19 protein-coding genes and 3 tRNA genes are annotated in these 22908 nt (G+C 59.2%); 8 read left to right on the forward strand and 14 right to left on the reverse strand.

Annotation, left to right across the window (positions count from 1 at the left end):
• Nucleotides 1–155: 155 nt before the first annotated feature.
• A tRNA-Val gene (locus ASD70_RS09505) sits at nucleotides 156–231 on the forward strand.
• A 224-nt stretch (nucleotides 232–455) separates the two neighbouring features.
• On the opposite strand, the gene ASD70_RS09515 is transcribed toward ASD70_RS09505, so the two are convergent.
• From ASD70_RS09515 to ASD70_RS09525, 3 genes are all read right to left on the reverse strand, one after another.
• Nucleotides 456–2888: a TonB-dependent siderophore receptor gene (locus ASD70_RS09515; protein WP_056846305.1), complete on the reverse strand. Its 2433-nt coding sequence runs from the start codon at nucleotides 2886–2888 to the stop codon at nucleotides 456–458.
• 82 nt (nucleotides 2889–2970) lie between these two features.
• Nucleotides 2971–3951: a FecR family protein gene (locus ASD70_RS09520; protein WP_056846326.1), complete on the reverse strand. Its 981-nt coding sequence runs from the start codon at nucleotides 3949–3951 to the stop codon at nucleotides 2971–2973.
• A gap of 6 nt (nucleotides 3952–3957) precedes the next feature.
• Entirely contained in the window at nucleotides 3958–4476 is a 519-nt protein-coding gene (locus tag ASD70_RS09525; protein WP_046069037.1) for a sigma-70 family RNA polymerase sigma factor, read from the reverse strand.
• 201 nt (nucleotides 4477–4677) lie between these two features.
• Here ASD70_RS09525 and ASD70_RS09530 point away from each other — a divergent pair.
• Together ASD70_RS09530 and ASD70_RS09535 are read left to right on the forward strand one after the other, a co-directional pair.
• A tRNA-Val gene (locus tag ASD70_RS09530) sits at nucleotides 4678–4753 on the forward strand.
• 12 nt (nucleotides 4754–4765) lie between these two features.
• Nucleotides 4766–4842 (forward strand) — tRNA-Asp (locus ASD70_RS09535).
• A 280-nt stretch (nucleotides 4843–5122) separates the two neighbouring features.
• Here the strand turns inward: ASD70_RS09535 and ASD70_RS09540 are convergent.
• Complete coding sequence (locus ASD70_RS09540) at nucleotides 5123–6631, reverse strand: MFS transporter (RefSeq protein ID WP_056846306.1); 1509 nt, start codon at nucleotides 6629–6631, stop codon at nucleotides 5123–5125.
• A 104-nt stretch (nucleotides 6632–6735) separates the two neighbouring features.
• On the opposite strand from ASD70_RS09540, the gene ASD70_RS09545 reads away from it, so the two are divergent.
• Nucleotides 6736–7635 carry a LysR family transcriptional regulator gene (locus ASD70_RS09545; protein WP_056846307.1) on the forward strand — a complete coding sequence of 300 codons (900 nt, stop codon included), beginning with the start codon at nucleotides 6736–6738 and terminating at the stop codon, nucleotides 7633–7635.
• Nucleotide 7636: 1 nt separating this feature from the next.
• Here ASD70_RS09545 and ASD70_RS09550 read toward each other — a convergent pair whose 3' ends face one another.
• Both ASD70_RS09550 and ASD70_RS09555 read right to left on the reverse strand, forming a co-directional pair.
• On the reverse strand, nucleotides 7637–8770 hold the full coding sequence (locus tag ASD70_RS09550) for a catalase family protein (protein WP_056846327.1): 1134 nt from the start codon (nucleotides 8768–8770) through the stop codon (nucleotides 7637–7639).
• 29 nt (nucleotides 8771–8799) lie between these two features.
• Nucleotides 8800–10608 carry a c-type cytochrome gene (locus ASD70_RS09555; protein WP_056846308.1) on the reverse strand — a complete coding sequence of 603 codons (1809 nt, stop codon included), beginning with the start codon at nucleotides 10606–10608 and terminating at the stop codon, nucleotides 8800–8802.
• Between the two features lie 247 nt (nucleotides 10609–10855).
• Here ASD70_RS09555 and ASD70_RS09560 point away from each other — a divergent pair, with 247 nt between their 5' ends.
• The 4 genes from ASD70_RS09560 (at nucleotide 10856) to ASD70_RS09575 (ending at nucleotide 13200) form a co-directional block, all read left to right on the forward strand.
• Nucleotides 10856–11596 carry an FKBP-type peptidyl-prolyl cis-trans isomerase gene (locus tag ASD70_RS09560; RefSeq protein ID WP_043050311.1) on the forward strand — a complete coding sequence of 247 codons (741 nt, stop codon included), beginning with the start codon at nucleotides 10856–10858 and terminating at the stop codon, nucleotides 11594–11596.
• A 345-nt stretch (nucleotides 11597–11941) separates the two neighbouring features.
• A complete protein-coding gene (locus ASD70_RS09565) occupies nucleotides 11942–12397 on the forward strand; it encodes a YkvA family protein (protein ID WP_043050312.1) in 456 nt (151 codons plus the stop codon).
• A 96-nt stretch (nucleotides 12398–12493) separates the two neighbouring features.
• Nucleotides 12494–12832, forward strand: a complete 339-nt coding sequence (locus ASD70_RS09570; RefSeq protein ID WP_046069033.1) for a helix-turn-helix domain-containing protein — start codon at nucleotides 12494–12496, stop codon at nucleotides 12830–12832.
• Nucleotides 12829–13200: a hypothetical protein gene (locus ASD70_RS09575; RefSeq protein WP_056846309.1), complete on the forward strand. Its 372-nt coding sequence runs from the start codon at nucleotides 12829–12831 to the stop codon at nucleotides 13198–13200. Before ASD70_RS09570 ends, ASD70_RS09575 begins: the two co-directional genes overlap by 4 nt.
• On the opposite strand, the gene ASD70_RS09580 is transcribed toward ASD70_RS09575, so the two are convergent.
• The 8 genes from ASD70_RS09580 to ASD70_RS09615 form a co-directional block, all read right to left on the reverse strand.
• Nucleotides 13197–14966, reverse strand: coding sequence for a bifunctional diguanylate cyclase/phosphodiesterase (locus tag ASD70_RS09580; RefSeq protein WP_056846310.1), 1770 nt, complete (start codon nucleotides 14964–14966; stop codon nucleotides 13197–13199). The two genes, ASD70_RS09575 and ASD70_RS09580, sit on opposite strands and share 4 nt — an antisense overlap.
• Nucleotides 14967–15085: 119 nt before the next feature.
• Nucleotides 15086–17167 (reverse strand): carboxy terminal-processing peptidase, encoded by a 2082-nt coding sequence (locus tag ASD70_RS09585; RefSeq protein WP_233518718.1) that lies wholly within the window; start codon nucleotides 17165–17167, stop codon nucleotides 15086–15088.
• Between the two features lie 324 nt (nucleotides 17168–17491).
• Entirely contained in the window at nucleotides 17492–18145 is a 654-nt protein-coding gene (locus ASD70_RS09590) for an HAD family hydrolase (protein WP_046069031.1), read from the reverse strand.
• Nucleotides 18146–18178: 33 nt separating this feature from the next.
• Nucleotides 18179–19168 (reverse strand): ABC transporter ATP-binding protein, encoded by a 990-nt coding sequence (locus ASD70_RS09595; RefSeq protein WP_046069030.1) that lies wholly within the window; start codon nucleotides 19166–19168, stop codon nucleotides 18179–18181.
• Complete coding sequence (locus ASD70_RS09600) at nucleotides 19165–19965, reverse strand: ABC transporter permease (RefSeq protein WP_046069029.1); 801 nt, start codon at nucleotides 19963–19965, stop codon at nucleotides 19165–19167. Before ASD70_RS09600 ends, ASD70_RS09595 begins: the two co-directional genes overlap by 4 nt.
• Nucleotides 19952–20788, reverse strand: a complete 837-nt coding sequence (locus ASD70_RS09605; RefSeq protein WP_162252750.1) for an ABC transporter permease — start codon at nucleotides 20786–20788, stop codon at nucleotides 19952–19954. Before ASD70_RS09605 ends, ASD70_RS09600 begins: the two co-directional genes overlap by 14 nt.
• A 5-nt stretch (nucleotides 20789–20793) precedes the next feature.
• Nucleotides 20794–21600 (reverse strand): alkaline phosphatase family protein, encoded by an 807-nt coding sequence (locus ASD70_RS09610; protein ID WP_056846311.1) that lies wholly within the window; start codon nucleotides 21598–21600, stop codon nucleotides 20794–20796.
• A 208-nt stretch (nucleotides 21601–21808) separates the two neighbouring features.
• Nucleotides 21809–22885: an ABC transporter substrate-binding protein gene (locus tag ASD70_RS09615; RefSeq protein ID WP_043050320.1), complete on the reverse strand. Its 1077-nt coding sequence runs from the start codon at nucleotides 22883–22885 to the stop codon at nucleotides 21809–21811.
• Between the last annotated feature and the right edge of the window lie 23 nt (nucleotides 22886–22908).

The raw sequence follows: 22908 nt of genomic DNA on the forward strand, positions 1-22908 counted from the left end.
TGAGTCTCTCCTCTATACAAAGGGGGGCATTATTCTCTTGATCACGCCCCAGGCCAACCCTGCCTAAGCCATTGGAAGGGCTGAAAAAAAAGATTTAAGAAAGTGCTTGCCAGACTTAGGGTCGCTCCGTAGAATGCGCGCCACACCGAAACGAAGGGTGATTAGCTCAGCTGGGAGAGCATCTGCCTTACAAGCAGAGGGTCGGCGGTTCGATCCCGTCATCACCCACCATTCGCTTCGGTAGTTCAGTCGGTTAGAATACCGGCCTGTCACGCCGGGGGTCGCGGGTTCGAGTCCCGTCCGCTGCGCCATATTCAGTAACCTGGAATGCTGAACGCCAGGTTTCCACAAAAAGCCCGCTCATTGAGCGGGCTTTTTGCTGTCTGGGTTTTTGCAAATAGCCGGGAACGCCGCCGCCGATCATTTTCGATGATCGGCGGCTTTTTTATGAGGCGTTAGAAATCCCAGCGAGTGGTGACCATGAAGTTGCGAGGCTCGCCATAGGCGGCGGAGTTATAGAAGCCGATGTTGGTGTAATAGTGCTTGTCGAACAGGTTGTTGACGTTCAGCGTCGCCGACAGGTTCTTGCTGACCTGGTAGCGTGTCATCACGTCGACCAGCCAATAGGCGTCCTGGGAGAACTCTTCGTATTGCTTGTGGGGGTCGTTGTAGATGTCCTGCCAGCCGACGCTCTGCCAGCGCACGCCACCGCCAACGGTCAGCTTGTCCAGGTGGCCCTTGAGTTTGTAGGTGGTGTACAGCTTAACCTGGTCTTCGGGTTCGAACGTGGAGATCTTCACGTCCTTGTCGTCGCGCACGACCTTGTGGGTATAGCCAGCCTGGAGTTGCCAGCCGGGGGCAATCTCGCCGGACATTTCCAGCTCATAACCTTTGGTGACGGCCTTGCTGCTTTTATAGGCGTAGTTGCTCGGGGTCGGCGTCTGGTTGTTGTACTCGTCATCCGAGAGTGCGCGGTTGGATTCATGGATTTCAAAGTAGGCCGCGCTGGCGTTGACACGCCCGTCGAGGAACTCGGCTTTTACGCCCAGTTCCCAGTTCTGGCCCTCATCCGGTTCAAGCAGTTTGTTGTCGCGATCGCGGTTGTAATTCTCTTGTGGCATGAAGATATCGGTGTAGCTGGCGTAGACCGCGTAGGTGTCGTTCAAGTCGTAGACCGCGCCGATATAGGGCACGAACCGTCCAGACTCGCGGTAGTTGGGGTTATAACCTGTGACCTGGTAGTTGACCACGCGCCCACCCATCAGCAGCTTGAGGTCGTCGGCGAGATTCAGGCGTGTGGTCACATACGCGCCGGTCTGTCGCACGGTGTCATCGATCAACAATTGGGCCTTGCCCCAATCCGGTATGGCTGCGTGGCCGTGCCAGTTGTTGAAGTCGACGATATTGGGTGAGAGGTTCCAGTAGCCTTTGCCTTTCCATTCTGAGGCGCTGATGGAGCCGCCCAGTACCAGTTCGTGTTCGCGCCCGCCCAAGCTGAACGGACCGCTCACGTACAGGTCGGCAGAATCGCTGACGGTTTCCCCGGTGTACTTGCCCGAAGTCAGTTGGGCGGTGCCGTCCGGGTTCGGGTAGTTGCCCTGGATCGAGCCCATCAGGGCGTGGTAGCCGTTGATCTTGTGGTCCAGTTGCAATTTGCTGACCCAGCCATTACCCAGATCGTGCTCGAGCATGGCAAATACGGTGCGGGTGTATTGTTCCCAGCTGCTCCAGTCGGCGGCGTTATTGAACGAGCGCTTGACGCTGTTACGGTCGCCTTTGGAGTTGATCAGCGGGAAGCTGCCTGACCATGATGAGCCCCGTGGCAAGGTGTCCTGATAGTCGCCGCCTACGGTCAGCAGGGTATCGGGTGACAGGTCGAACTCCATGATGCCGTAGTACGTCGGGCTTTGGCGTGAGTAGTGGTCCATGAATGAGTGCTTGTCCTGGTAGGCGGCCACTGCCCGACCACGCACATTGCCGCTCTCAGTCATCGGGCCGCTGACATCCAGCTCGCTGCGGTAATTGTCCCAGGACCCAGCGCCGAGGGTCGCGTGCCCCTGAAAATCCGCTGTAGGTTTCTTGCGCACCAGGTTGATCGTTGCACCCAATGAGCCTGCGCCAGTGAGCAGGCCGGTGGCACCCTTGAGCACTTCGACGCGGTCGTAGATCGCCATGTCGCTCAAGGTGTTGCCCGCCGAGTACGCGACGTTGCGCGCGGTGGACGGGATGCCATCGTACTGGAAGTTATTGATCGAAAAGCCCCGGGCGTAGTAGTTGCTGCGCTCGCTGTCGAAGGCTGAAACGGTGATGCCTGGCGTGTGACGCATCACATCGTCAACGTTGTTCAGGCCGAAGTCGTCCATGTGCTGGCGAGTAACCACTGATACCGACTGCGGGGTTTGCTTGGGGGTCAGCACCAGCCGCGTGGAAGTCGCGATCGTGCCGGGCGTGTAGGAGCCGGTGCCTTCGGTAACGTTGCCGAGTTGGTTGGCGCTGACTTCGGTGGGGCTCAGCTCCAGTGTGTCGTTGCCCGCAACGGGGGCAGGTTGCAGCGCATAGCCCCGATCGCCTTTTACCGCACGATAACCACTGCCTCGCAACAACCTGTCGAAGCCATCCTGAACCCCGTAGTCGCCTTTCAGGCCTGGGCCCTTGACACCTTCCAGTTCGTGGGACTGGAACACGATAGCGACTCCGGCCTGCTGGGCAAAGCGGTTGAGCGAACTGCCCAGCGGCCCGGCAGGAATGTCATAAGCCTGGGCGGCGATGCTGGCTGCCTCCGCCTGGACCAGGCTGGTATTGAGTGTGCAAGTGGTGAGTATGGCCAAGGATAGCGGTGCGCATTTCAATAGCCGAAAGCGTCCACGCAGGTGGGAGGGGGCGTACATGGTGAAGGCAGTCCTTTATGGGTTCAATTACCCTCCTTGACGGGCAGCTTCTTAAAAACCGGAAGCAAATGCGAATAATTATTCATTGGCTCTTGTCTCGAGGGCTTACCACGACCAGCCATGGGGTGAAGGTCTGTATCCGGATCGGCAGTGTTTGCGCCAGCAGTTTCAAGGCGTGGTCGCTGTTATCCAGCGGGATCACGGCAGATACGCGAAGGGATTGCAGCGCATGGCGATCAAATTGCACGCGGCCGGCGCGATGCCTGGCAATTTCATCCAGCACCTCGGGCAAGGGGCGGTTCTCAACTACCAATTGATGGCGGCGCCAGGCTTCATTAATGCTCGCTGGATCGATGGGGCCGGCCAGGCGCACCTCGTTCGAGCGCATTGTGGCCTGCGAGCCTGCGTCGACCTCCAGTGTCTGTTGGCCGTTCGCACTATGGGCGGCTACCCGGGACTCGAGCATGCTCAGGACGGTGATGTCACCCACACGCTTGACCACAAACCGCGTGCCCAGTGCGCGCAGCGTGCCTTGAGGGGTTTGCACGATAAACGGCCGAGTGTTGTCGTGGGCCACCTGCACCAGGATTTCGCCTTGCAGCAGTTCGATACGGCGCTGTTTGCCATCGAAATGCAGGTTTGCCGCGCTGATACCGTTGAGAGTCAAGGTTGAGCCGTCGGCCAGTTGCAGGGTTTGCCATTGGTCCGGACCGTTGCGTATATCGGCCAGCCACTGCTGCGGATAAGGGCTGACGAGCATTGCCGTCGTTGGAATCGCCAGGCCGCACACCAATAACAGTGCCCGTAGGGTGTTTTTGCCGCGTCGCTTCTCGGATGGGGCGAAGGCTGCGTTCAACGCCGCTCGGGACGGTGCTTTCTTGTCGTGCAGTGCCTGCATATGGGCCACGGCGGCCTCCATGCGAGCGGCGGTTGCAGCGTGATACGGGCTTTGCTGTTTCCAGCGTTCAAATGCCAGTCGCTGGGTGTCGTTCAGTTCGCCCTCGTGCAGGCGCAGCAGCCAGTCGGCGGCCTGCTCTTCGATTTTTTGTTGTGGGTCGGGCATGTTCAATCAGGTGTCCATACTGTGGCTGCAATGCATGAGCGCCTTGATCAGGTATTTGCGCACAGTACGCTCTGACAATTTGAGCTGCCGGGCGATTTGCTGTTGGGTCAATTCTTCGAGGTAATACAGCACAAAAGCTTGGCGTGAATATTCGTGCATGCCTTCCAGGATAAACGCAATCTGCTCAAGGGCCTCGAGCGTTGTGTGGATTTGCTCTGGGGATTGAACACCTTCGAGCGCGTCCACCGTGAGGGCCAATTCCTGCAGATAAGCTTGTTCAATCTGTCTGCGTCGCGCTTGGTCGATAAGCAGGCGCCTGGCGGTGGTGCTCAAGTAAGCCCGGGGTTCGCGAATGCCGGCCACGGTTTCACGCGCGTTCAAGATGCGTGCAAAGGTATCCTGCGCCAAATCGGCGGCGTTCTGCCGGCAACCCAGCTTGCGCCGCAGCCAAGTGAGCAGCCAGCCATGATGCTCGTTGTAGAGCTGGGTAATTTCCCGTTGGAATGGCGGTTCACCCACAGGCATAGGCGTGGCTCGGGCGTTATTGAGAATGGTTTTTAATTGTGCAGCCAAGCGCTGGGTAAACGCAATAGACTCGCGTTTACAGGAGCAGAAGCCCGTTTTTATTCGGGTTAACCTTGGGTCAAGAAAATATTTAAAATAAAGTGCATTTAAATCAAGACATTGCGAATTTTTGGTGTATGATGCCGCCCACACCGAAACGAAGGGTGATTAGCTCAGCTGGGAGAGCATCTGCCTTACAAGCAGAGGGTCGGCGGTTCGATCCCGTCATCACCCACCATTCGCTTTACGCGCAGCGGTAGTTCAGTCGGTTAGAATACCGGCCTGTCACGCCGGGGGTCGCGGGTTCGAGTCCCGTCCGCTGCGCCATATTCGGCAACCTGGAGCACTGAACGCCAGGCCGCCACAGAAAGCCCGCTCATTGAGCGGGTTTTTTTTCGTCTGTGATTTGTTTATTCAGCTTTTTTCTTGCGCCGCGGGCGCCTTGCCAGGTGCTCGAAGCAGAAGGATGCCGTGCCAAACACGGCGATTATGGTCAGTACGATCATGCCGAGGGTTGAGCTTTCCACTGTGGCTTCCTACGCAATGATGGGATAGGTCATCACGGTAGAGACGGGCTGAAGGCCGCTCAATAGAGCTGACGCAATGCTTACGGCGCCCGGCTGCTTGTTACGCATTCTTTATGTGCTGCGGCCGCTGCTGCAGGTTGCCTGCCAAGAAAAAGATAAACGATTACGGCAGTGATCAAGGTGAACGCCGCCAATAGCTGCAATAAAGTATTGAATCCCGAAGCGTAGGCTGTGCGCAATTGCGCGAGTGGGATCTGGCCTACATGTTGCAGATCGCCTATCACCAGGTGTTGCGCGATGTTCGAGGCAGCGCTGGCCGTGGTGCCCGCGCTCAAGTGGCGGGCCACCAGTGCACTTAACACCGCCATGGTAATGGCGAGCGCCACGCCCTCACTGGCAACGCGTGTAGTGTTGAAAACCCCCGCCGCCATGCCGGCTCGCTCCTTTGGTGCCACGCTTATCGCCATGCCATCCATCAAGCCCCAAGGGATTGCAGTACCCGCACCTGTCAGTAGCATGGCGGCGATGAGCTGCCCATGGGTGTTGACGTTGCTCATCCAGGCAAGGCCTACCGCTGCCATTACAAAGCCGAGGGCGCACAGTGAGCCGGCGTGCAGCCAGCGGGTCAGCGACGCGGCAATAAGCGGCACAATCAGCATCGGCGCAGTCAGTGCCAGCATTGTTATCCCCGCTTGGAACGGGCTGGCGCCCTCAACGCCAATCAGACGAATTGGCAGCAACACGATCAGCACGATGTAGCAGTAACAGGTACCAATCGGCAGGATCTGCACGCCCACGAAGCGTGGGAGCCGAAACATTCGCAGTTCCAGCATGGGCTGTTGCGTGCGCGTTTCCACGAGGACAAACGCCATGGCACACACGATTGATACGCCCAGCAGTGTGTGTATCGTCCAATTGTCCCAGCCATACCCCGGGGCCAGAATCACTGCCGTTGTGAAAGCGATCAGCAAACCGGAAAACGTCATTACCCCCAGCGTATCCAGCCGTTGGGCTTGGGGGTTGCGGCTTTCACGCATGTTTGGCACGGCGAACACCAATGAGACGACCGCCAGCAGGCCAGTGAAAAGAAAGATCCCGCGCCAGCCCAGCGTCTCTATCAGCAGTCCTGACAAGAGCGGGCCGAATGCCAGGCCAACGCCGAACGTGGTGCCCAGCAAGCTGAACGCCTGGGTGCGGGCATGGCCTTCGAATTCTTGTGCGAGTGCCGCCGAACCGCTGGCCAACGCCGCAGCCGCGGCGATACCTTGCACGCCGCGAAGCAGGTCCAGCCAAACGAGGTCGGGCGCTCCAGCCAGCAGTAGGGAGGCGCCTGCAAAAACGCTCATGCCACTGATAAACAAACGCTTGCGTCCGTATAGGTCAGCGAATGTGCCCGCTGCCATCAACAGGCTGCCGAAACTGAGCATGAAGGCGTTGGTGACCCAGGCCAGTTGCGTGGGTGTGGCTGCAAATGCCCGGCCAATGGATGGCGTAGCCACTGCTCCGCCGGTGAAGCTTAAGGGCAGCACCAGCGCTGCGAGGCAAATCGCGGCGAGGGTCACCCGCGCTGGTCGTATAGAGGTGATCATGTCTGTTGTCCTTGGAAAGGTAACAGTCACTCTATTGAGGATGTAATCATGAATAAACAGGCTTATATTCCGATAATAATGGATAAAAAGGATGCAATTGGCCTGTGGACAGCCTTAGCGGTGTTATTTCGTTCGTAAAAACGGCCGAAGCGCTCAGCTTCATTGGGGCGGCCCGTGGCCTTGGTATTTCCGCGTCGGCAGTCGGCAAAAATGTCGCCAAGCTTGAGGCTTCGCTGAATGTACGGTTGCTGCACCGCAGCACGCGCAAAGTCAGCCTTACTGCCGAAGGACAGTTGTTCTATGAGCGCTGTCGCAAAATTCTCGACGATCTGCAAGACGCTCGCGCCATGCTCAGTGACAGCGTGCAGCAACCTCGTGGCCGCTTGCGTGTGAGCCTGCCGACCATTGGCTATCGCTTCCTCATGCCGCACATGCAGGCGTTTCGCGACGCCTATCCAGACATCGAATTGGAGTTGGATTTCAATGATCTGTTGGTGGATGTGATCGAGGAGGGCTTTGACGTGGTGATTCGCAGTGGCGCCCTGGCCGACTCGACATTGATGTCGCGCAGGCTGGGGCCCTTCAGGTTCTTGCTGTGTGCGTCGCCGGGTTATTTCCAGCGCAAGGGTAGGCCGCAGGTGGTGGCTGATCTTGAGCAGCACGAATGCCTGCTGTATCGATTTGCCACCACCGGTAAACTCATGGACTGGACCTTATCTGCCAACCCTGCCTTTATTCAATTGCGCCTGCCTGGCGTAATGATCTTGAACAACATGGAAGCCATACTTTCGGCCGCGATCGATGGACATGGCATCGCCTTTGTCCCGGACTTCCTGGCGCGCGAAGCCTTGGCCCAAGGACGGCTGGAAAGTGAGCTGGACGACCAGTGCAGCGACCAAGGGCAATTCTGGGCGCTGTGGCCGTCAAGCCGGCATTTGTCACCAAAAATCCGCGTGTTCGTGGACTTTGTCGCCGGGCGTCTATTTCCTGCTTTCCCCGGTTGATCTATGGCGCGTTGCGGCTGTGACGGTAATCACTGACCGCTTCATACACCGCCTTGCGCAACCGGTTGATGCCGCCAATAGGGCGGTGTGCTTCTAGACCGAACCACGGATTGAACGACTGGTTGTCGCAGGCCAGGTTCTGCGCGGGCGTGTCGAAGTCCTGGGCGGGGATTCTGACCTTCGCCACGGTTTCATAGGCTGCGTCACTTTCCTTCCATTCGATGCTGGTGTCTTCGATGGGCATGAACTTTTGCGGGTTCTGCCGCTGGATCTGCAGGACGAAGCACGCCGCTACACGGTCGGTGGACAGTTGTTGTGTGAGGGCGCTGCGCAGGAAGTTCGGCAGGGCCTGATTCTGTTTAGGCAGCACATAGTCCGGGCAGCTTTGCGGGTCTGGCGCGACGCGGAACTTGGCGTTGGCCGCACCGAACTTGTAGGGCGAAACGGAGAAGTAGGTGGTCTGCGTCGGGCTGGCGGGTGCGGGCGCCAGGGTGGCCAGGGCAATAAACAGGTGGCGCACTTGCCAGCTGCGCGGGTCGAGCTTGGGGAAGAATGCCAGGACCTTCTTGCCGTCCGCCTGCGCGCCGATGTTCTGCGCATATTCCGCTACATCGGTGACAAAGAAATTCGGATGACTGAACATCACGAAATCCTGCTCCGTGCGTGTTTGCTGGTCGGCCATCAGCTGTTTGCCGGGCACATCCAGCAGCTTGATCGCCATGCCGCGGGCGTCGCGGATGCTGTCGAACTGCGGGTAGGCGTTGCCGTTGGACAGGCGCATGGTCGCCTCCCAAGTCTTGCCCGGTTCGGCGAACACGCCCTGGCGCAATGCTGGGTCGAGATCGGCCAGCACACTGACTTCGGCTTTCACGCAGCCATGGGCCTTGGCGTGGGCATCGCGCAGGTATCGGGTGCCTTCGCGATGCTGGTCGACGATGCGGACTGCGGTCTGGATGATGCCTTGGGTCATGGCCGCTTCACCCGGTGGGATCTGCTCATCCGGTGACACCGGGCCGCTGTGGCGCCAGGCGAACCAGAGGGTCGCCAGTAGCCACCCCAGCAAGCCCAGGCCCAGCAGCCACAGCAGGGTTTTGCCGAGAAAGGCGCCAAGGCGCAGCCACAAACGAGCGAGCATGGAACGGTCCTTGTTTTGCGATCGGATAATCATGGCAGTTGATGCTCCAGCGGGCCGCCCAGCACTTTGAGGTATTCGAGCAGCGCCCAGCGTTCCTGCGGCAACAAGCCGCGACCGATGACGCCATTGCCGCGCGCACCTGCACGGAATTCGTGGCCGCTGTTGTGGTTACCGGTGATCCGGGTATCGAACAGGAAGGCATTCTTGAAGGCGGCGCTTTCAAAGCCCAGGTGGCGAGGGTCGTAATTGAAGGTGCCCTTGTAGAAGGTGGTGCTGCGTTCGTCCTGGGGCGACAGTAGTTGGTAGATCGTCGGCACCGAGCCGTTGTGCAGGAACGGCGGGGTGGCCCATACGCCTGCCAGCGGCCGCGCTTTGTAGGCACGTAATTCACGTACGCCGATGGGCAGGCCGAATCCGTCCAGTTGTGGGCGCTCCGCTGGGGTCACGCCGGCAGCGCGGTAGGCATGTTCTTCGACAAAGGCAGTGACGTAGGCCAGGCCCTGGGCCACGGACATGTTTTTCAGCTCCAGCGGCGCGGTAGGCGTGGGGTGCAATTGGACATCCAGCTGGGCCAGTTCGGCCGGGTCCCATTGCAGGGCACTGAGGTCGTAGCGCTGGTCGGCAATGTTGCTGGCGGTGCCGGGGTCGGTGCCGATGTAGTCCACAGGCAGCATTTTCAATTGCTGTACTGGGCGCCCGTTTTCCTCGGTAACAGTCGGTACGTGGCAGCCAGCGCAATTTTCGGCGAAGAGTGCACGGCCCTGGGCGGCGAGGGATTTGTCGATGGCGCCGAACAAGTCTTCCGGCCAGGTTGGCGGCTTGAGCCGTTGCAGGGTTTCTTCGATCAGGTGCAAGTCGCGCACCCGCACGCTCGACGGGTAGCGGGCATCGCCCTGGAGCGGTTGGCCAGCACTGTCGAAGAATGCCAGGGTCGCACCGACGCCAAGGGCTTCACCGATATTGCGCGCCATGGGTTGCTGGGCCGAGCCGTTCCATTGCACCCAGTCGAAGGTCCAGATATCCCACAACTGCGGGTAGTCCACAGGCGCGTTGGCGATGCGGTAATTGCCTGGGGAAATGGCGTCGCCAAAGCTTGCATTGGCGATGCGCCCAAAGGCGTCAGTGCGGCCGGGACCTTCTTCGGTGGGGTAGAGGCCGCGATGGGTGTCATTCCAGGCGACCTTGAGGAACTGGTCCAGCGATTGCTTGAAGTCCTTGCGCAGTTGGTCGTGCTGGGCATCGTACCGGTCACCCAAGACTTTGCGGGCGAAGCGCTCGAACTTCCACGGGTTGTAATAGGTAGCGGCAAGGCTGGCGACCAGCGCCTGGCCGAAACTGCCGCCGCGCAAGGTAGGGACGCTGGAGGGTAATACATGTTGCGCAGAGCCACCGTCGATGCGCAGGGCCTGGCCTTTGAAGTGCAGTTCGCCGGTGTGGCAGGCGGCGCAGGTGATGTCCAGGTACTGAACCTTGCTGTCGGCGTTCTGGTGTCGGGCGAAACCCACTGGCAGGTTGCCTGGGTTCTGTGTGGTGGGAAGCTGCTTGGGGTCGACCAGGAAGCCGAAGCGCGCCAGGTACTGCGGCGCGGCAAAGCGTTGCTCGGAGAACGGCAACTCCAGTGCGGTGAACCAGTCGTAGTGCAGGCCTTTTACCTGGGTGCCCTGGGGCGTGAAGTAATAGACCTGGCGGTCAGCGGCACTCCATTGATCCTGATAGTGCACCTGCTGCACTGGCACGTAGTCCGGCAGCTTGGGGTTAATGGTGTAATAGAGCACCACGGCCAGGATCAGGCCGAGGGCGATGAGTATCAGGAGTAAAATACGGGAAAAAATGCGCAAGATAACTATCCTTGTCGAGTTGTCGCATTGTTATGCCACTACACCACAGGTGCGGCAAGTAGCCAGTAGTCTGGTTGCAGGCGGCCCCACGATCCGTCGCGGTGCTCCATAATCAATGAAAATGCTTTTAAACACGTGAACTTATCGGAAGTTTCCTGCTCACATGCCGGTAGCCATTGGTCGTGGCCGCCTGATAAGCTCGCGACTTTATTCAAATGCCCTTTTGGCGCATGAACAAGGAAATAGCATGAAACAGCATCGGTTGGCGGCGGCGGTGGCCCTGGTTAGCCTGGTACTTGCGGGTTGTGATTCGCAGACCAGCGTAGAGCTGAAAACCCCGGCGCAGAAAGCTTCCTATGGCATCGGCCTGAACATGGGCAAGAGCCTTGCCCAGGAAGGCATGGACGACCTGGACTCCAAGGCTGTGGCCCAGGGCATTGAAGATGCCGTCGGCAAGAAAGAACAGAAGCTCAAGGACGACGAATTGGTCGAGGCGTTTGCCGCACTGCAAAAGCGTGCCGAAGAACGCATGACCAAGATGAGCGAAGAGTCGGCAGCCGCCGGCAAGAAATTCCTCGAAGACAACGCCAAGAAAGACGGCGTCGTCACCACCGCTTCCGGCCTGCAGTACAAGATCGTCAAGAAGGCCGATGGCGCCCAGCCCAAGCCAACCGACGTAGTGACTGTGCACTACACCGGCAAGCTCACCAACGGCACCACCTTTGACAGCTCCGTGGATCGCGGTAGCCCGATTGACCTGCCGGTCAGCGGCGTGATCCCGGGTTGGGTCGAAGGCCTGCAACTGATGCACGTTGGCGAGAAGGTCGAGCTGTACATCCCGTCTGACCTGGCTTACGGCGCCCAGAGCCCGAGCCCGGCAATTCCAGCCAATTCCGTGCTGGTATTCGACCTGGAACTGCTGGCCATCAAGGACCCAGCCAAGGCAGACGCTGCTGAAGCACCTGCTGCACCAGCCGCCAAAAAGTAATCGGCGCCTGAACAGACAACGCCCCGTCTCGACGGGGCGTTGTTGTTTCTGCCGGTTCAGTTTTGTTGCCGCAGAGCTAAGTGTGGCGGGCAAGCTTGCCCTACAGTTAAATCCGATAGAACCCACGGCAGCGGAAACAGTCTGATATAAGACTCGAGCACGGGTAGCCGCACGCGCATGCCAAGTCAATGAAATCTTGGGTTTTTTTTATGTGCGCAAAAAACGCCCGATCTGACTGCAAGCCTTGTAGAGCGTGGCTTTCAGCCGATAAAACAGGCTCTGTTCACAAGGTTATCCACAATTTGTGTGGATAACCTTTTATATCGCCTGGAACTGGAGTGACCGATGAAACCACCCTTCAATTTCACCCGTTTCCTGCCTATGGCGGCTCGTCTGCTTGGTCGGGGGCGCTTACCGACGCTGCTGTTTGCCGTCGCGGCCAAAGGCTCAAGCCAAGGCAACCGGCTGGGCCAGCTCAAGGATGATCTCAAATTGCTCCAGGCCCTGTGCCTGGCTTACTGGCGCGGCGAATACCGGGCGATCAGCCCCAAGGCGCTGATCTCGGTGGTGGCGGGGCTGATGTACTTCCTCAGCCCGATTGATGCGATCCCGGACTTTATCCCCATGTTCGGCATGCTCGACGACATCGCCGTGCTGGCATGGGTCATGAAGACCCTGAGCGGCGAACTGAGCGCCTTTCGCGCCTGGCGCGACGGGCAACGTCCGGAAAAACTGGCGGTGGTTGAGCGCCTGCCTGCAACGCCTGAACTGCTGGCCCAGGAAAACCCGCAAAAAAACTAATGATGCTGGGTATCCCCTACGACCTTTGTGGCTGTTAGGATTACACTTCTAAGGAAAGAACTTACTTAGTAAGTGTTTTTATCCTACGGGGCAGTCATGGATATCCAGATCATTTCACGCAATGGCGAACCCGAGTATGCGGTGTTGCCATGGGACCAATACCAGGCGCTGCTAAAAGCTGCCGGTCAGCAGCAACCTACACTCGCTCCTTCACCTGTCGCCCCCATCGTCACCGATCAGGACCTGCGCCCGCTTGCAGACCTGCGCGGCCTGCGTGAAGCCAAGGGCCTGGCGATCGAGGCCTTGGCACGCACGGTGGGGATCAGCCCCTCGTATCTTGGATTGATTGAAAGTGGTGAACGCCAGCCGGATGCCGCCATTCGCCGCAGCCTGGCTTGGGAATTGGGCGTTGCAGGTTGGAGGGATGAGTCTTGAGCCTACGTATCAGCCGTCAGCACTGGGATGGGTTACTCAATGAACTGGACCAGGCACGTCGCCAGCGCCATTTGCTGACGTACCGTGCGCTGCTGGAGCGCCTGCAGTTCCCGACGCCAGCCATGCAGACCCTGGCCGCCGCCCTGGAACATCTGGCGGCGCTGGATGCCAGGGCCGAGCAGCCGCTGCGCAGTTCACTGGTGATAAGCCAGGGTGCCAGCCGCCTGCCGCGCACCGGTTTCTTTGAGTGTGTGGAGCGGCTGGGGCGTTTCAGCGGGCCGTCTGATGGCGTGGCCGCTGCGTCCTGGCATGCTTCGGAAGTGGTGCGGGTGTTCGAGTACGAGTACCCGGAATCTGCCGAGGCCTAAAGCGCCTGGGGGACTCTGTCCATGCTGTCGATCACATGGATGCTGTAGCCCGCCACATCCTTGGCATGGTGTTTTGCTTGTGAGGCCAACTCCGCCAGCTGGCTGGCATCGAGCCGCTCACAGGCTTGTGGGTACAGATGCACCACGCCAATGGACAGCGACAGCAGGGCGAACTCCTGGCGCACGCCCTGGCGGTTGAGTGCGACAAAGCAGCCAGCATCAACGTGCTCGGGGCGGTAAAAGCGTCGACATTGGGTGTGGAAGTCATCCAGCAACTGGTTAAGCCGCTTGCGCCAGTCTTGCGGGCCCAGCACCAGCAGAAAATCATCCCCACCGATATGCCCGACAAAGTCGCGGCTGGGGTCAACCCGGTCGTTCAGACACTGCGCCAGACATAGCAACACTTCATCTCCACGCCCGTAGCCGTAGATGTCGTTGAACGGCTTGAAACTGTCGATATCCACATAGCAGATCACCGACTCGCGCTGTTGTTGCAACAGTCGTGTCAGGCACTGCTGAATCGGCACGTTGCCGGGTAGCAAGGTCAATGGGTTGGCGTAACGTGCCTGCTGGATTTTCAGTTCGGTGATCAACTTGAGCACATCGATGACCCGTCCCAAGCCCAGGTAATCGCCGTTCAAGGTGATGATGAAATCTTCTTCGATGCGCTGTCGCGCGCGACTGGTCAGCAATCGACTGACCTGTTGCAAGGACTGGCTCAACTCCACCGCCAGGAAGTCACTGCTCATCAAGCGGCTGATGGGTTTGCGCGCGAATAGATCCGTTGCGAACGGCTTGAGCAGCGCGTCCGACAACGAATGCCGATGCACAATACCGACGGGGCGACCGCAGCCATCCAGCACCGCCAGCGAATTGAGGTTAGCCTGGCGGCGGAACGATTCCAGCACTTGGGCCGTGGCAGTCTCTTGATCCACCGCTGGTTGCTCATTGAGCAGGGCACTGAGGTCACTGCCTTCGTCATTGAGGGCAGTGGCGGCGTTATCGAGTTTGGGCAGCATCAGGCGCGCTTCCTGAGGCGGATGCTCCTGCGGGCGGCAGAGCAGGTAACCCTGGATCAAGTCGACACCCATCTCGGTCAACACTGCCAGTTCCTCCGGTCGTTCGATCCCCTCGGCAATCACTTGGGCGCGGGATGCCCTGGCGATCTGCAGAATCGAGCCGACAAATTCGCGCTTGAGTGCGTCCTGGTGAATGCCGTCGATAAAGTGCCGGTCGATCTTCACGTAGTCCGGACGTAGCTCCGACCACAATCGCAGGCTGGAATAACCGGCACCCAGGTCATCAAGGGCTATGGCAAAGCCCATGTCGCGGTAATGGTGCAGGGCGGTTTGCAGCAGGGCGAAATCATCGGTGGGCGTCTGCTCGGTGAGTTCGATCACCACCTGACTGGGCGCAATACCGAAGTCGCGCAGCAGTTGCAGGGTGCGCCCCGGCTGATGCGCAGTCTCCATCAAGGATTCCGGCGAGACATTGAGAAACAGCTTGCCCGGCAGTTTCTGATCACTGAAATGCCGGCATGCACTCTCCCGACACGCCATTTCCAGCTCGCTCAGGCGCCCGGCCTGGCGGGCCACGCAGAATAGCGCGACGGGGGAGTGCAGGGGGCTATTGGACGGGCCGCGGCTGAGGGCTTCGTAACCGAGAATTCGCCGCTGCGACAAGCAAATGATCGGTTGGAACAGGCTGTGCAGACTGCGTTGAGCCAGGATTGAGCCCAATGCATTCAGCTGTTCGGTCATGGTCATAGCGATCTCGATCGAAAAAAAAGGACCGCAGGCATAAAGCCTGCGGTCCTTTCATTTCACGACAGAATGATGTCTATATGATGACACTCCATGGAGCGCTTACATTAAATTGCCATCATTTACTGCTTGGCCACTTGCTTGGTGATTTTCAGGTAATCGAGCAGGATACGGCCGGTTTCGGCCAAGTAGGCGTCATCTTCCGGCTTGGTTTTATCGGCTTCGGCCGGCAGTGCGTCTTCATCTTCTTTCTTCAGCTCTTTGAGCGGATCTTCACCTTTGGCCTTGCGGCGGGTGTTTTCCAGCACCAGTTGCTGGTTCTCGATGCTGGAGTGCTGTGCACGACGATCCGCTTCGTTGAGGCTGACGGTTTTCTCTTCCATCAGCTTCTTGGCCAGGGCCAGCTTGTCACGGATAAACACGAACTCGGCATCCTTGGCGGAGCGGGTGTCGTGGTCAGCCTTCAACTGCGCCAGGAACGGCTTGAAAGGGTCCGACGCCGGCTTGATCGCAGGGCGGATGGTGTCCCACGGCATGGCTTCAGGCAGGGCGCTTTCGCCGATTTCCTTGGTGTCGATGATCGACGGGAAATCGATATCCGGCAGCACGCCCTGGTGCTGGGTGCTCTGCCCGGATACGCGGTAGAACTTGGCCAGGGTCAGTTTGAGCTCGCCATGGTTCAGCGGTTGAATGGTCTGCACGGTGCCTTTGCCGAAGGTCTGGCCGCCGATGATCAACGCACGGTGATAGTCCTGCATGGCGCCGGCGAAAATCTCCGAGGCCGAGGCCGAGAGACGGTTGACCAGCAACGCCATCGGCCCCTTGTAGAAGGCGCCCGGGTTCTCGTCTTCCAGCACGTCGACGCGGCCGTCAGCGTTGCGCACCAACACGGTCGGGCCCTTGTCGATAAACAGGCTGGTCAGCTCGGTGGCCTCCTGCAGGGAGCCGCCGCCGTTGTTGCGCAGGTCGATGACCACGCCGTCGACTTTGTCTTTCTGCAATTCCGTGAGGATTTTCTTCACGTCGCGGGTGGTGGACTTGTAATCCGGATCACCTGCACGGAAGGCCTTGAAGTCCAGGTAGAAGGCCGGGATTTCAATCACGCCCAGCTTGTAGTCCTTGCCATCCTGCTTGAGGTTGAGGACTTTCTTCTGCACGGCCTGGTCTTCGAGCTTCACCGCTTCACGGGTGATGGACACGATCTTGCTGGTCTGGTCGTTCGGTGCATTGGTGTGCGGAATAACTTCCAGGCGCACTACGCTGCCTTTCGGTCCACGGATCAGCTTGACCACTTCGTCCAGGCGCCAGCCGACCACATCGACCATCTCTTTGTCAGCCTGGGCCACGCCGATGATCTTGTCCGCCGGGGCGACCTGTTTGGTTTTGTCCGCCGGACCTGCCGGCACCAGGCGTACGATCTTGACCTGGTCGTTGTCGCTTTGCAGGACGGCACCGATGCCTTCCAGGGACAGACTCATGTTGATATCGAAATTTTCCGCGTTATCTGGCGACAGATAATTGGTGTGCGGGTCGTAGGACATCGCAAAGGTGTTGATGTAAGCCTGGAAGATATCTTCGGCACGGGTCTGGTCCAGGCGCGCCAACTGATTCTTGTAGCGCTTGGTCAACAGCTCCTGAATGGCCTTGGGCTCTTTGCCGGCGATCTTCAGGCGCAGCACTTCGTCCTTGACGCGTTTGCGCCAAAGGTCGTCGAGGGCTGCGGTGCTGGTCAGCCACGGAGCGTCCTTGCGATCCACCAGAAGGGTTTCCTTCTGGGTGAAGTCGAGCTTGTCGATGCCTTTGTCCAGCTCACCCAAGGCGAAGTCCAGACGCGCCTTGACGCGGTCCAGGTAACGCTTGTAGATGGTGAAACCGGGTTGCAGGTCGCCACTCTTGAGGAAGTCGTCGAATTGCGTCTTCCATTTGTCGAACTCAGCGATATCGCTGGCCAGGAAGTAGCTGCGCGACGGATCCAGCAGCTTGAGGTAGCTGTCGTAGATGATCACCGAGCGAGCGTCGTCCAGCGGCGGCTTGCTGTAGTGGTGGCGCTTGAGCAACTCGACGACGTTGAGGCTGGCAATCACCTCATCGCGATCAGGCTGAAGATTGTCCCAGCTGTTGGCTGCGAACGTATTGGTCGACATCGACGCGAAGCCGAGACCAATGAAAAAAGCTAAGGCGGTGCTGGGGAACAGATGCTTCATGCTGATTCGACGCGGGGGCAATTGATAACGCATATTAGGCCGTCTTTGAGGGAGCCGGTTCCATATGGTCCGGTCGCATAATGCAAAAAGCCCGGCACTACTGCTACGGGCTCAGTCCAGACTCACTATGGAGGCACAGTGAGAGCATTGCAAGGCGTTGAGGGGCATGTCGAGTGGTGTAAGAGCTTGGTCCTACATGCAATGTAGGGCGAGTTCGTGTTGACGTGATGGCCGCGGGTACTCATCGCGCTGAATATTCCCGAGTTGTCATGCGACCCATGTGGGAGGGAGCAAGCCCCCTCCCACATGTATATATCGAACAGTTCAGACCCAATGATGGATCGGCCAGCCGGCCTGTTCGGCGTGGGTGCGCAACACCGGGTCCGGGTTCACCACCTGCGGGTGGTCGACCTTGAGCAAAAGCGGCAGGTCATTGCGCGAATCCGAGTAGAAATACGCGCCCTCCAGGGTTTCCCCTTCCTGCTCCAGCCATTCCAGCAAGCGCGTGATCTTGCCTTCGCGGTAAGTCAGTACACCCACGGTACGGCCGCTGTACACGCCGTGGCCGACGTCCAGGTTAATCCCCAGCACTTCGTCAATACCGATGCGCGCCGCAATCGGCGTGACCAAGTGAGTGCCCGATGCGGAAATCACCAGGATCCGGTCACCATTCGCACGGTGGCGGGCGATGGTCTTGGTGGCGTCGCTGTAGATCAGCGGCTCAATCACGTCTTCGACCCAGGGCTCCACCAGATGATCGATCTCTTCCGGGGTGCGGCCGATCATCGGCTCCAGGCTGAAGTCCATGAAGTCTTCCATGCGCAACTCGCCACGGCTGTAGGCGTCCATCAATTCGTTGTTCCTGCGCATGAACGACTCAGGGTCGACCCAGCCCAGGCGGCCCATCTGTTCGCTCCACAGGGTGGCGCAGTCGCCGTGGATCAGGGTGTCGTCCAGATCAAAAATTACCAATGCCATCCGTCATGTTCTCTCTCAATAGGTCGCTGCCTGTCAGGCTACTTCACACAGGGCGCTGGGGTCGATGGAAAGTGCCAGGCGCTGGCCGTCCGGGTGCAGGTCGTCGGCCGAGCGGTTGAGCACGTCCACCACCAGCTCTACACCGCGGGCTTCGATGCGGTAGCGGATCACGTTGCCCAACAGGCTGTGGCTACGCACCAGCGCATCCAGTTCGCCATTGCGGCTCAGCTCGATGGCTTCCGGGCGAATGGCAATACGGCTGTTGATCGGGCGTTGCAGCAGTTGAGTGGCCTTGTCGGCGTCCAGCAGGTTGTAGTTGCCGATAAAACCGGCGGCGAATGCATCCACCGGCGCAGTGTAGAGCGTCTCGGCATCGCCGCTCTGCACAATCTTGCCCTGGTTCATCAGGAAGATGCGGTCAGACATGGTCAGGGCTTCTTCCTGATCATGGGTCACGAAGATCGTGGTCAGCCCCAGCTCGCGCTGGATCTGGCGGATCTGTTCGCGCAAGTGCTTGCGAATCCGTGCATCCAACGCCGACAGTGGCTCATCCAGCAACAGCAGGCGCGGGCGGGTCACCAGGGAGCGGGCGAGGGCCACACGCTGGCATTGGCCGCCAGACATCTGGTGCGGATAGCGACCGGCCAGGTCCTTGAGCTCCACCAGTTGCAGCACTTGCTGCACACGCTTGTGGCTGTCGTCGGCGTTGACCTTTTGCATGCGCAGGCCAAAGGCGACGTTCTGTTCCACGGTCATATTGGGGAACAGCGCGTAACTTTGGAACACCATGCCGATATGACGTTTCTGCGGGCTCAGGGGCACGATGTCCTGGCCATCCAATAGGATCTTACCGCTGTCCACCGAGGTCAGCCCGGCAATGCAGCGCAGCAGGGTGGACTTGCCGCAACCGGACGGGCCGAGCAGGGTGACGAACTCGCCCTTGGCGATTTCGCAGTTGATATCACTGAACACCGGGGTACCGGAGTAGCCTTTTTGCAGATGTTGGACGCTGACGAAGCTCATTGGCTTTTGTCCTTGTTCAAGATATTGGCGGCCCAGGTCAGCACCAGCACGAAGAAAAAATAGGAAATCACCACGGCGCTGGTGAAGTGGCCGCTGCTGTTGCGCATGTTGTTGAGGTACACCTGCAAGGTCTCGTAGCGGGTGCCGACAAGGATGTTGGCGAATACGAACTCGCCGAACAGGAACGAGAACGATAACAGCAGCGCCACCATCAGGCCCTTGCGCAGGTTGGGCAGCACCACCAGGATCGCGGCTTGCCAGGTGCTGGCGCCGAGCAGTTGCGAGGCGTCCATCAGGTCGCGCAGGTTAATGGCCTGCAGGTTATTGGTGATCGCGCGGTACATGAACGGCAGCGCCACGGTGAAGTAGCAGCCGATCAGGATCCATGGCGTGCCCACCATCGCTAATGGCCCGGAGCCATATAGTTGTAGCAGGCCCACCGACGACACCACCGGCGGCACCGCAAAGGGCAGCAGGATCAGGATGTTCATCAGCGCGTCGAGCCTGGGGAAGTGGTAATGCACCACGAACAGCAGCGGCAGGATCAGCACCACTGAGAGAATCAGCGCGCCCACGCACACTAGCAATGATTGCCCGAATGCCATCAGGAAGCGCGGGTCGCTCCACAGCTGTACATACCATTTCACCGTGAAACCGGCAGGCAGGATGGTGGCTGACCAACTGCTGGCAATGGAATACACAAAGGTGCCAATCAGCGGCAGCACCAGGATCAGGAACAACAGGTACACCACTACCCGATGGTAGAGGGTGGCCGGGCCGGCATCAGCGCGTGACATGGTAGCTCCTCTTGAGCAACAGTTGATGGACCACGGTGACCACCGTCATCAGCGCTACCAGCACCACCGCCAGGGCGCTGGCCATGTTCGGGTCCAGCGACACATCGCCGGAGACCAGGCCGGCAATGCGGATCGGCAGCACGTTGAAGTTTCCTGTGGTCAGGGCATACACCGTGGCGTAGGCGCCCAGGGCATTGGCCAGCAGGATCACGAAGGTGCCCAGCAGTGCCGGCGTCAGCACCGGCAACCCGATATGCCGCCAGAACTGCCAGCCATTGGCGCCGAGCAGGGCAGCCGACTCACGCCAGTCTTCGCGCAATGCGTCAAAGGCTGGGTAGAGCAAGAGCACGCCGAGGGGAATCTGGAAGTAGGTATAGAGGATGATCAAGCCGGTTTTCGAGTACAGGTTGAAGTCCTGAATGATCCCGGCCTGCTTGAGCATGATGGTGATGCTGCCGTTGAACCCCAGCAGGATGATGAACGCGAAGGCCAGGGGCACGCCGGAGAAGTTGCTGGTCATGTTGGCGAACGCGGTGACGAAGTTGCGCAGTGGCGAATCCACCCGGCGCAGGGAGTAGCTGCCCAGGGTGGCGATGATGATGCCGAAGATGCTGGAGTAGAAACTGATCTCCAGGCTGAACTGGATCGCCTGCCGGTAGAACTTCGAAGTAAAGATGCGGGTGAAATTTTCCAGGCCCCAGCCGGACTCTTCGGTCTGCAGGCTGTTGATCAGCACCCACACCAGCGGCGCAATCTCGAACACGATAAAGAACAGTGCGAAGGGCACCAGGCAGAGCAGGGCCAGCCATTTGCCGCGGGTCATTGAATTCACTTGAGCAGCTCCCGGCACACAGGTTTGTCGTGTAGTACGCCGAGCAGTTCACACACCGTGCCGCACAACTCGGTCTGTTTGGGCGCGGCATTGCTGTCCAGGCTGAATCCGTCGCCGAGTACAAACAGTGGTACTTCGCGCTCTTCTGGCAATAGGCCATTGTGGGAGCGATCGTTGTTCATGCCGTGGTCGGCGGTAACCATCACCTGGTAGCCGGCGTCGAGCCAGGCTTGCAGATAGTCGGCCAGGATGATGTCGACCGAGCGTGCGCTGTTGCGGTATTGCGCGGAGTCGAGGCCGTGCTTGTGGCCGGCGTCGTCGATGTTCATCGGGTGCATGAGCAGCAGGTTCGGGGCGTGCTTGAGCCGCAGGCTTTCGGCATCGGCGAACAGGTGGGAATCCGGGTAATGGTCGTGCCAGTAGAAATGCCCATGCTGGATAGCCAGCGCTTTGTCGTCGGTGTGGCGATCTCGGGCGGCGAGAAAGGGCGTGCGGTTATACAGCTCACTGACCCAATGGTAAGCCGCCGCTGCCGTAGTCAAGCCTGCATCGGTGGCGTAATGGAAGACGCTGCGCTGGTTGGACAGGCGCGAGACGTTGTTGTGAACGATGCCGCTGTCGATCGGCGGCACGCCGGTAAGGATGCATTCATACAGCGGGCGGGACAGGGCGGGCAGTTCACATTCCAGTGTGTAGAGGGCTGCGCGTCCTGCGCCGACATAGGCCTGCAAGTGCCCCATGGCGTGCCTGGCGACCTCGAAGTTCAGGCCGTCGAGCACCACAAGGATGACATTGTGCTTCATGGGGGAGAGCGCTCCGCAGCAATAGACTTGGCTAAATTCCCCTGGAGGAACGAGGTCAAAAATGTGGGAGGGGGCTTGCTCCCGATAGCAGTCGATCAGGCAATGAATTGTTTGAATGACACACCGCTATCGGGAGCAAGTCGAATCGTCGCACCGCCCCTCCCACAAAAGCCCCATTCCACATGGGGCTGCAAAGTGGGCTGGTGGCTTACTTCATTTCTACGATGACCTGCTCGTTCCACAGCTGCGGCAGCTTCTTGGAGGTCGCTTCCCAGGCATCGGCATCCTTGATCGGTTGCGGATTGGCCTTGGTGTATTGCTCGCCCGGGATCAGGTTCTTGGCGATGTCGGCCGGCAGTTTCAGGTCGGTTTCAGCGCGGATAGGACGGGCATTGCCCTTCGCCAGGTTAAGTTGGCCTGCATCGCTGAAGATGTACTCGCGGGTCAGCTTCGCGGCGTTCGGGTGCTTGGCGTATTTGTTGATGATGGTGGTGTAGCCGGATTTCACCGAGCCATCCGAGGGGATCAACACCACGTAGTCATCCGGGTTGGCCATCTTGGCCTTGTAGCTCAGGCCGTTGAAGTCCCAGACGATACCCACTTCGACTTCGCCTTTTTCCATGGTGGCGATGGTCGGGTTGGACAGCGAGAGGCGACCTTGCTGGGCGATCTTGGTGAAGAATTGCAGGCCCGGGGCAATGTTCTTCTCGTCGCCCTTGTTGGCGATGGCGGCGGCGAGTACCGCGTTGGACGCCTGGGCGGCGGTGCTCACGTCACCTACCGACACCTTGTACTTGCCGGTCTGCAGGTCAGCCCAACTGGTCGGAACCTCGGAGCCGTGCAGCAGCTTCTTGTTGACGATAAAGGCAATGGTGCCTGTGTAGGCCAGGGCCCAGTGACCGTCTTTGTCTTTGGCCCAGTCCGGCACCTGTGCCCAGGTAGAAGGCTTGTACGGCTGGGTGACTTCCTGTTTCACCGCGATGGGGCCAAAGGCCGCGCCAACGTCGCCGATATCGGCACTGGCGTTGTCTTTTTCGGCTTTGAACTTGGCGATTTCCTGGGCCGAACTCATGTCGGTGTCGATGTGCTTGAGGCCATAGGTGTTGGCCAGGTCTGCCCAGGTACCTTTCCAGTTGGCCCAGTCATCGGGCATGCCGACGCTGTTGATGGCGCCTTCCGCTTTCGCGGCGGCTTCGAGCGTTTTCAAATCGGTATCAGCGGCCATGGCGGCGGTGCACATGGCAATGGTCGAGCCTAACAGTGATGCCAGGAAAAGCTGTTTCATCCGAAGCTCCTTTGGGCGTTTTC

It is taken from the genome of Pseudomonas sp. Root569 (assembly GCF_001427465.1).
Taxonomy (GTDB): Bacteria; Pseudomonadota; Gammaproteobacteria; order Pseudomonadales; family Pseudomonadaceae; genus Aquipseudomonas; species Aquipseudomonas synxantha.

Bases quoted from the DNA above. Each gene is read 5' to 3' on its own strand.
- ASD70_RS09595 (WP_046069030.1), bottom strand. From the start codon at position 19,168: ATGAGCTTCGTCAGCGTCCAACATCTGCAAAAAGGCTACTCCGGTACC.
- ASD70_RS09515 (WP_056846305.1), bottom strand. From the start codon at position 2,888: ATGTACGCCCCCTCCCACCTGCGTGGACGCTTTCGGCTATTGAAATGC.
- ASD70_RS09605 (WP_162252750.1), bottom strand. From the start codon at position 20,788: ATGACCCGCGGCAAATGGCTGGCCCTGCTCTGCCTGGTGCCCTTCGCA.
- ASD70_RS09565 (WP_043050312.1), top strand. From the start codon at position 11,942: ATGAAACCACCCTTCAATTTCACCCGTTTCCTGCCTATGGCGGCTCGT.
- ASD70_RS09585 (WP_233518718.1), bottom strand. From the start codon at position 17,167: ATGAAGCATCTGTTCCCCAGCACCGCCTTAGCTTTTTTCATTGGTCTC.
- ASD70_RS09610 (WP_056846311.1), bottom strand. From the start codon at position 21,600: ATGAAGCACAATGTCATCCTTGTGGTGCTCGACGGCCTGAACTTCGAG.
- ASD70_RS09550 (WP_056846327.1), bottom strand. From the start codon at position 8,770: ATGCTCGCTCGTTTGTGGCTGCGCCTTGGCGCCTTTCTCGGCAAAACC.
- ASD70_RS09615 (WP_043050320.1), bottom strand. From the start codon at position 22,885: ATGAAACAGCTTTTCCTGGCATCACTGTTAGGCTCGACCATTGCCATG.
- ASD70_RS09525 (WP_046069037.1), bottom strand. From the start codon at position 4,476: ATGCCTGTGGGTGAACCGCCATTCCAACGGGAAATTACCCAGCTCTAC.
- ASD70_RS09580 (WP_056846310.1), bottom strand. From the start codon at position 14,966: ATGACCATGACCGAACAGCTGAATGCATTGGGCTCAATCCTGGCTCAA.
- ASD70_RS09540 (WP_056846306.1), bottom strand. From the start codon at position 6,631: ATGATCACCTCTATACGACCAGCGCGGGTGACCCTCGCCGCGATTTGC.
- ASD70_RS09520 (WP_056846326.1), bottom strand. From the start codon at position 3,951: ATGCCCGACCCACAACAAAAAATCGAAGAGCAGGCCGCCGACTGGCTG.
- ASD70_RS09560 (WP_043050311.1), top strand. From the start codon at position 10,856: ATGAAACAGCATCGGTTGGCGGCGGCGGTGGCCCTGGTTAGCCTGGTA.
- ASD70_RS09600 (WP_046069029.1), bottom strand. From the start codon at position 19,965: ATGTCACGCGCTGATGCCGGCCCGGCCACCCTCTACCATCGGGTAGTG.
- ASD70_RS09590 (WP_046069031.1), bottom strand. From the start codon at position 18,145: ATGGCATTGGTAATTTTTGATCTGGACGACACCCTGATCCACGGCGAC.
- ASD70_RS09570 (WP_046069033.1), top strand. From the start codon at position 12,494: ATGGATATCCAGATCATTTCACGCAATGGCGAACCCGAGTATGCGGTG.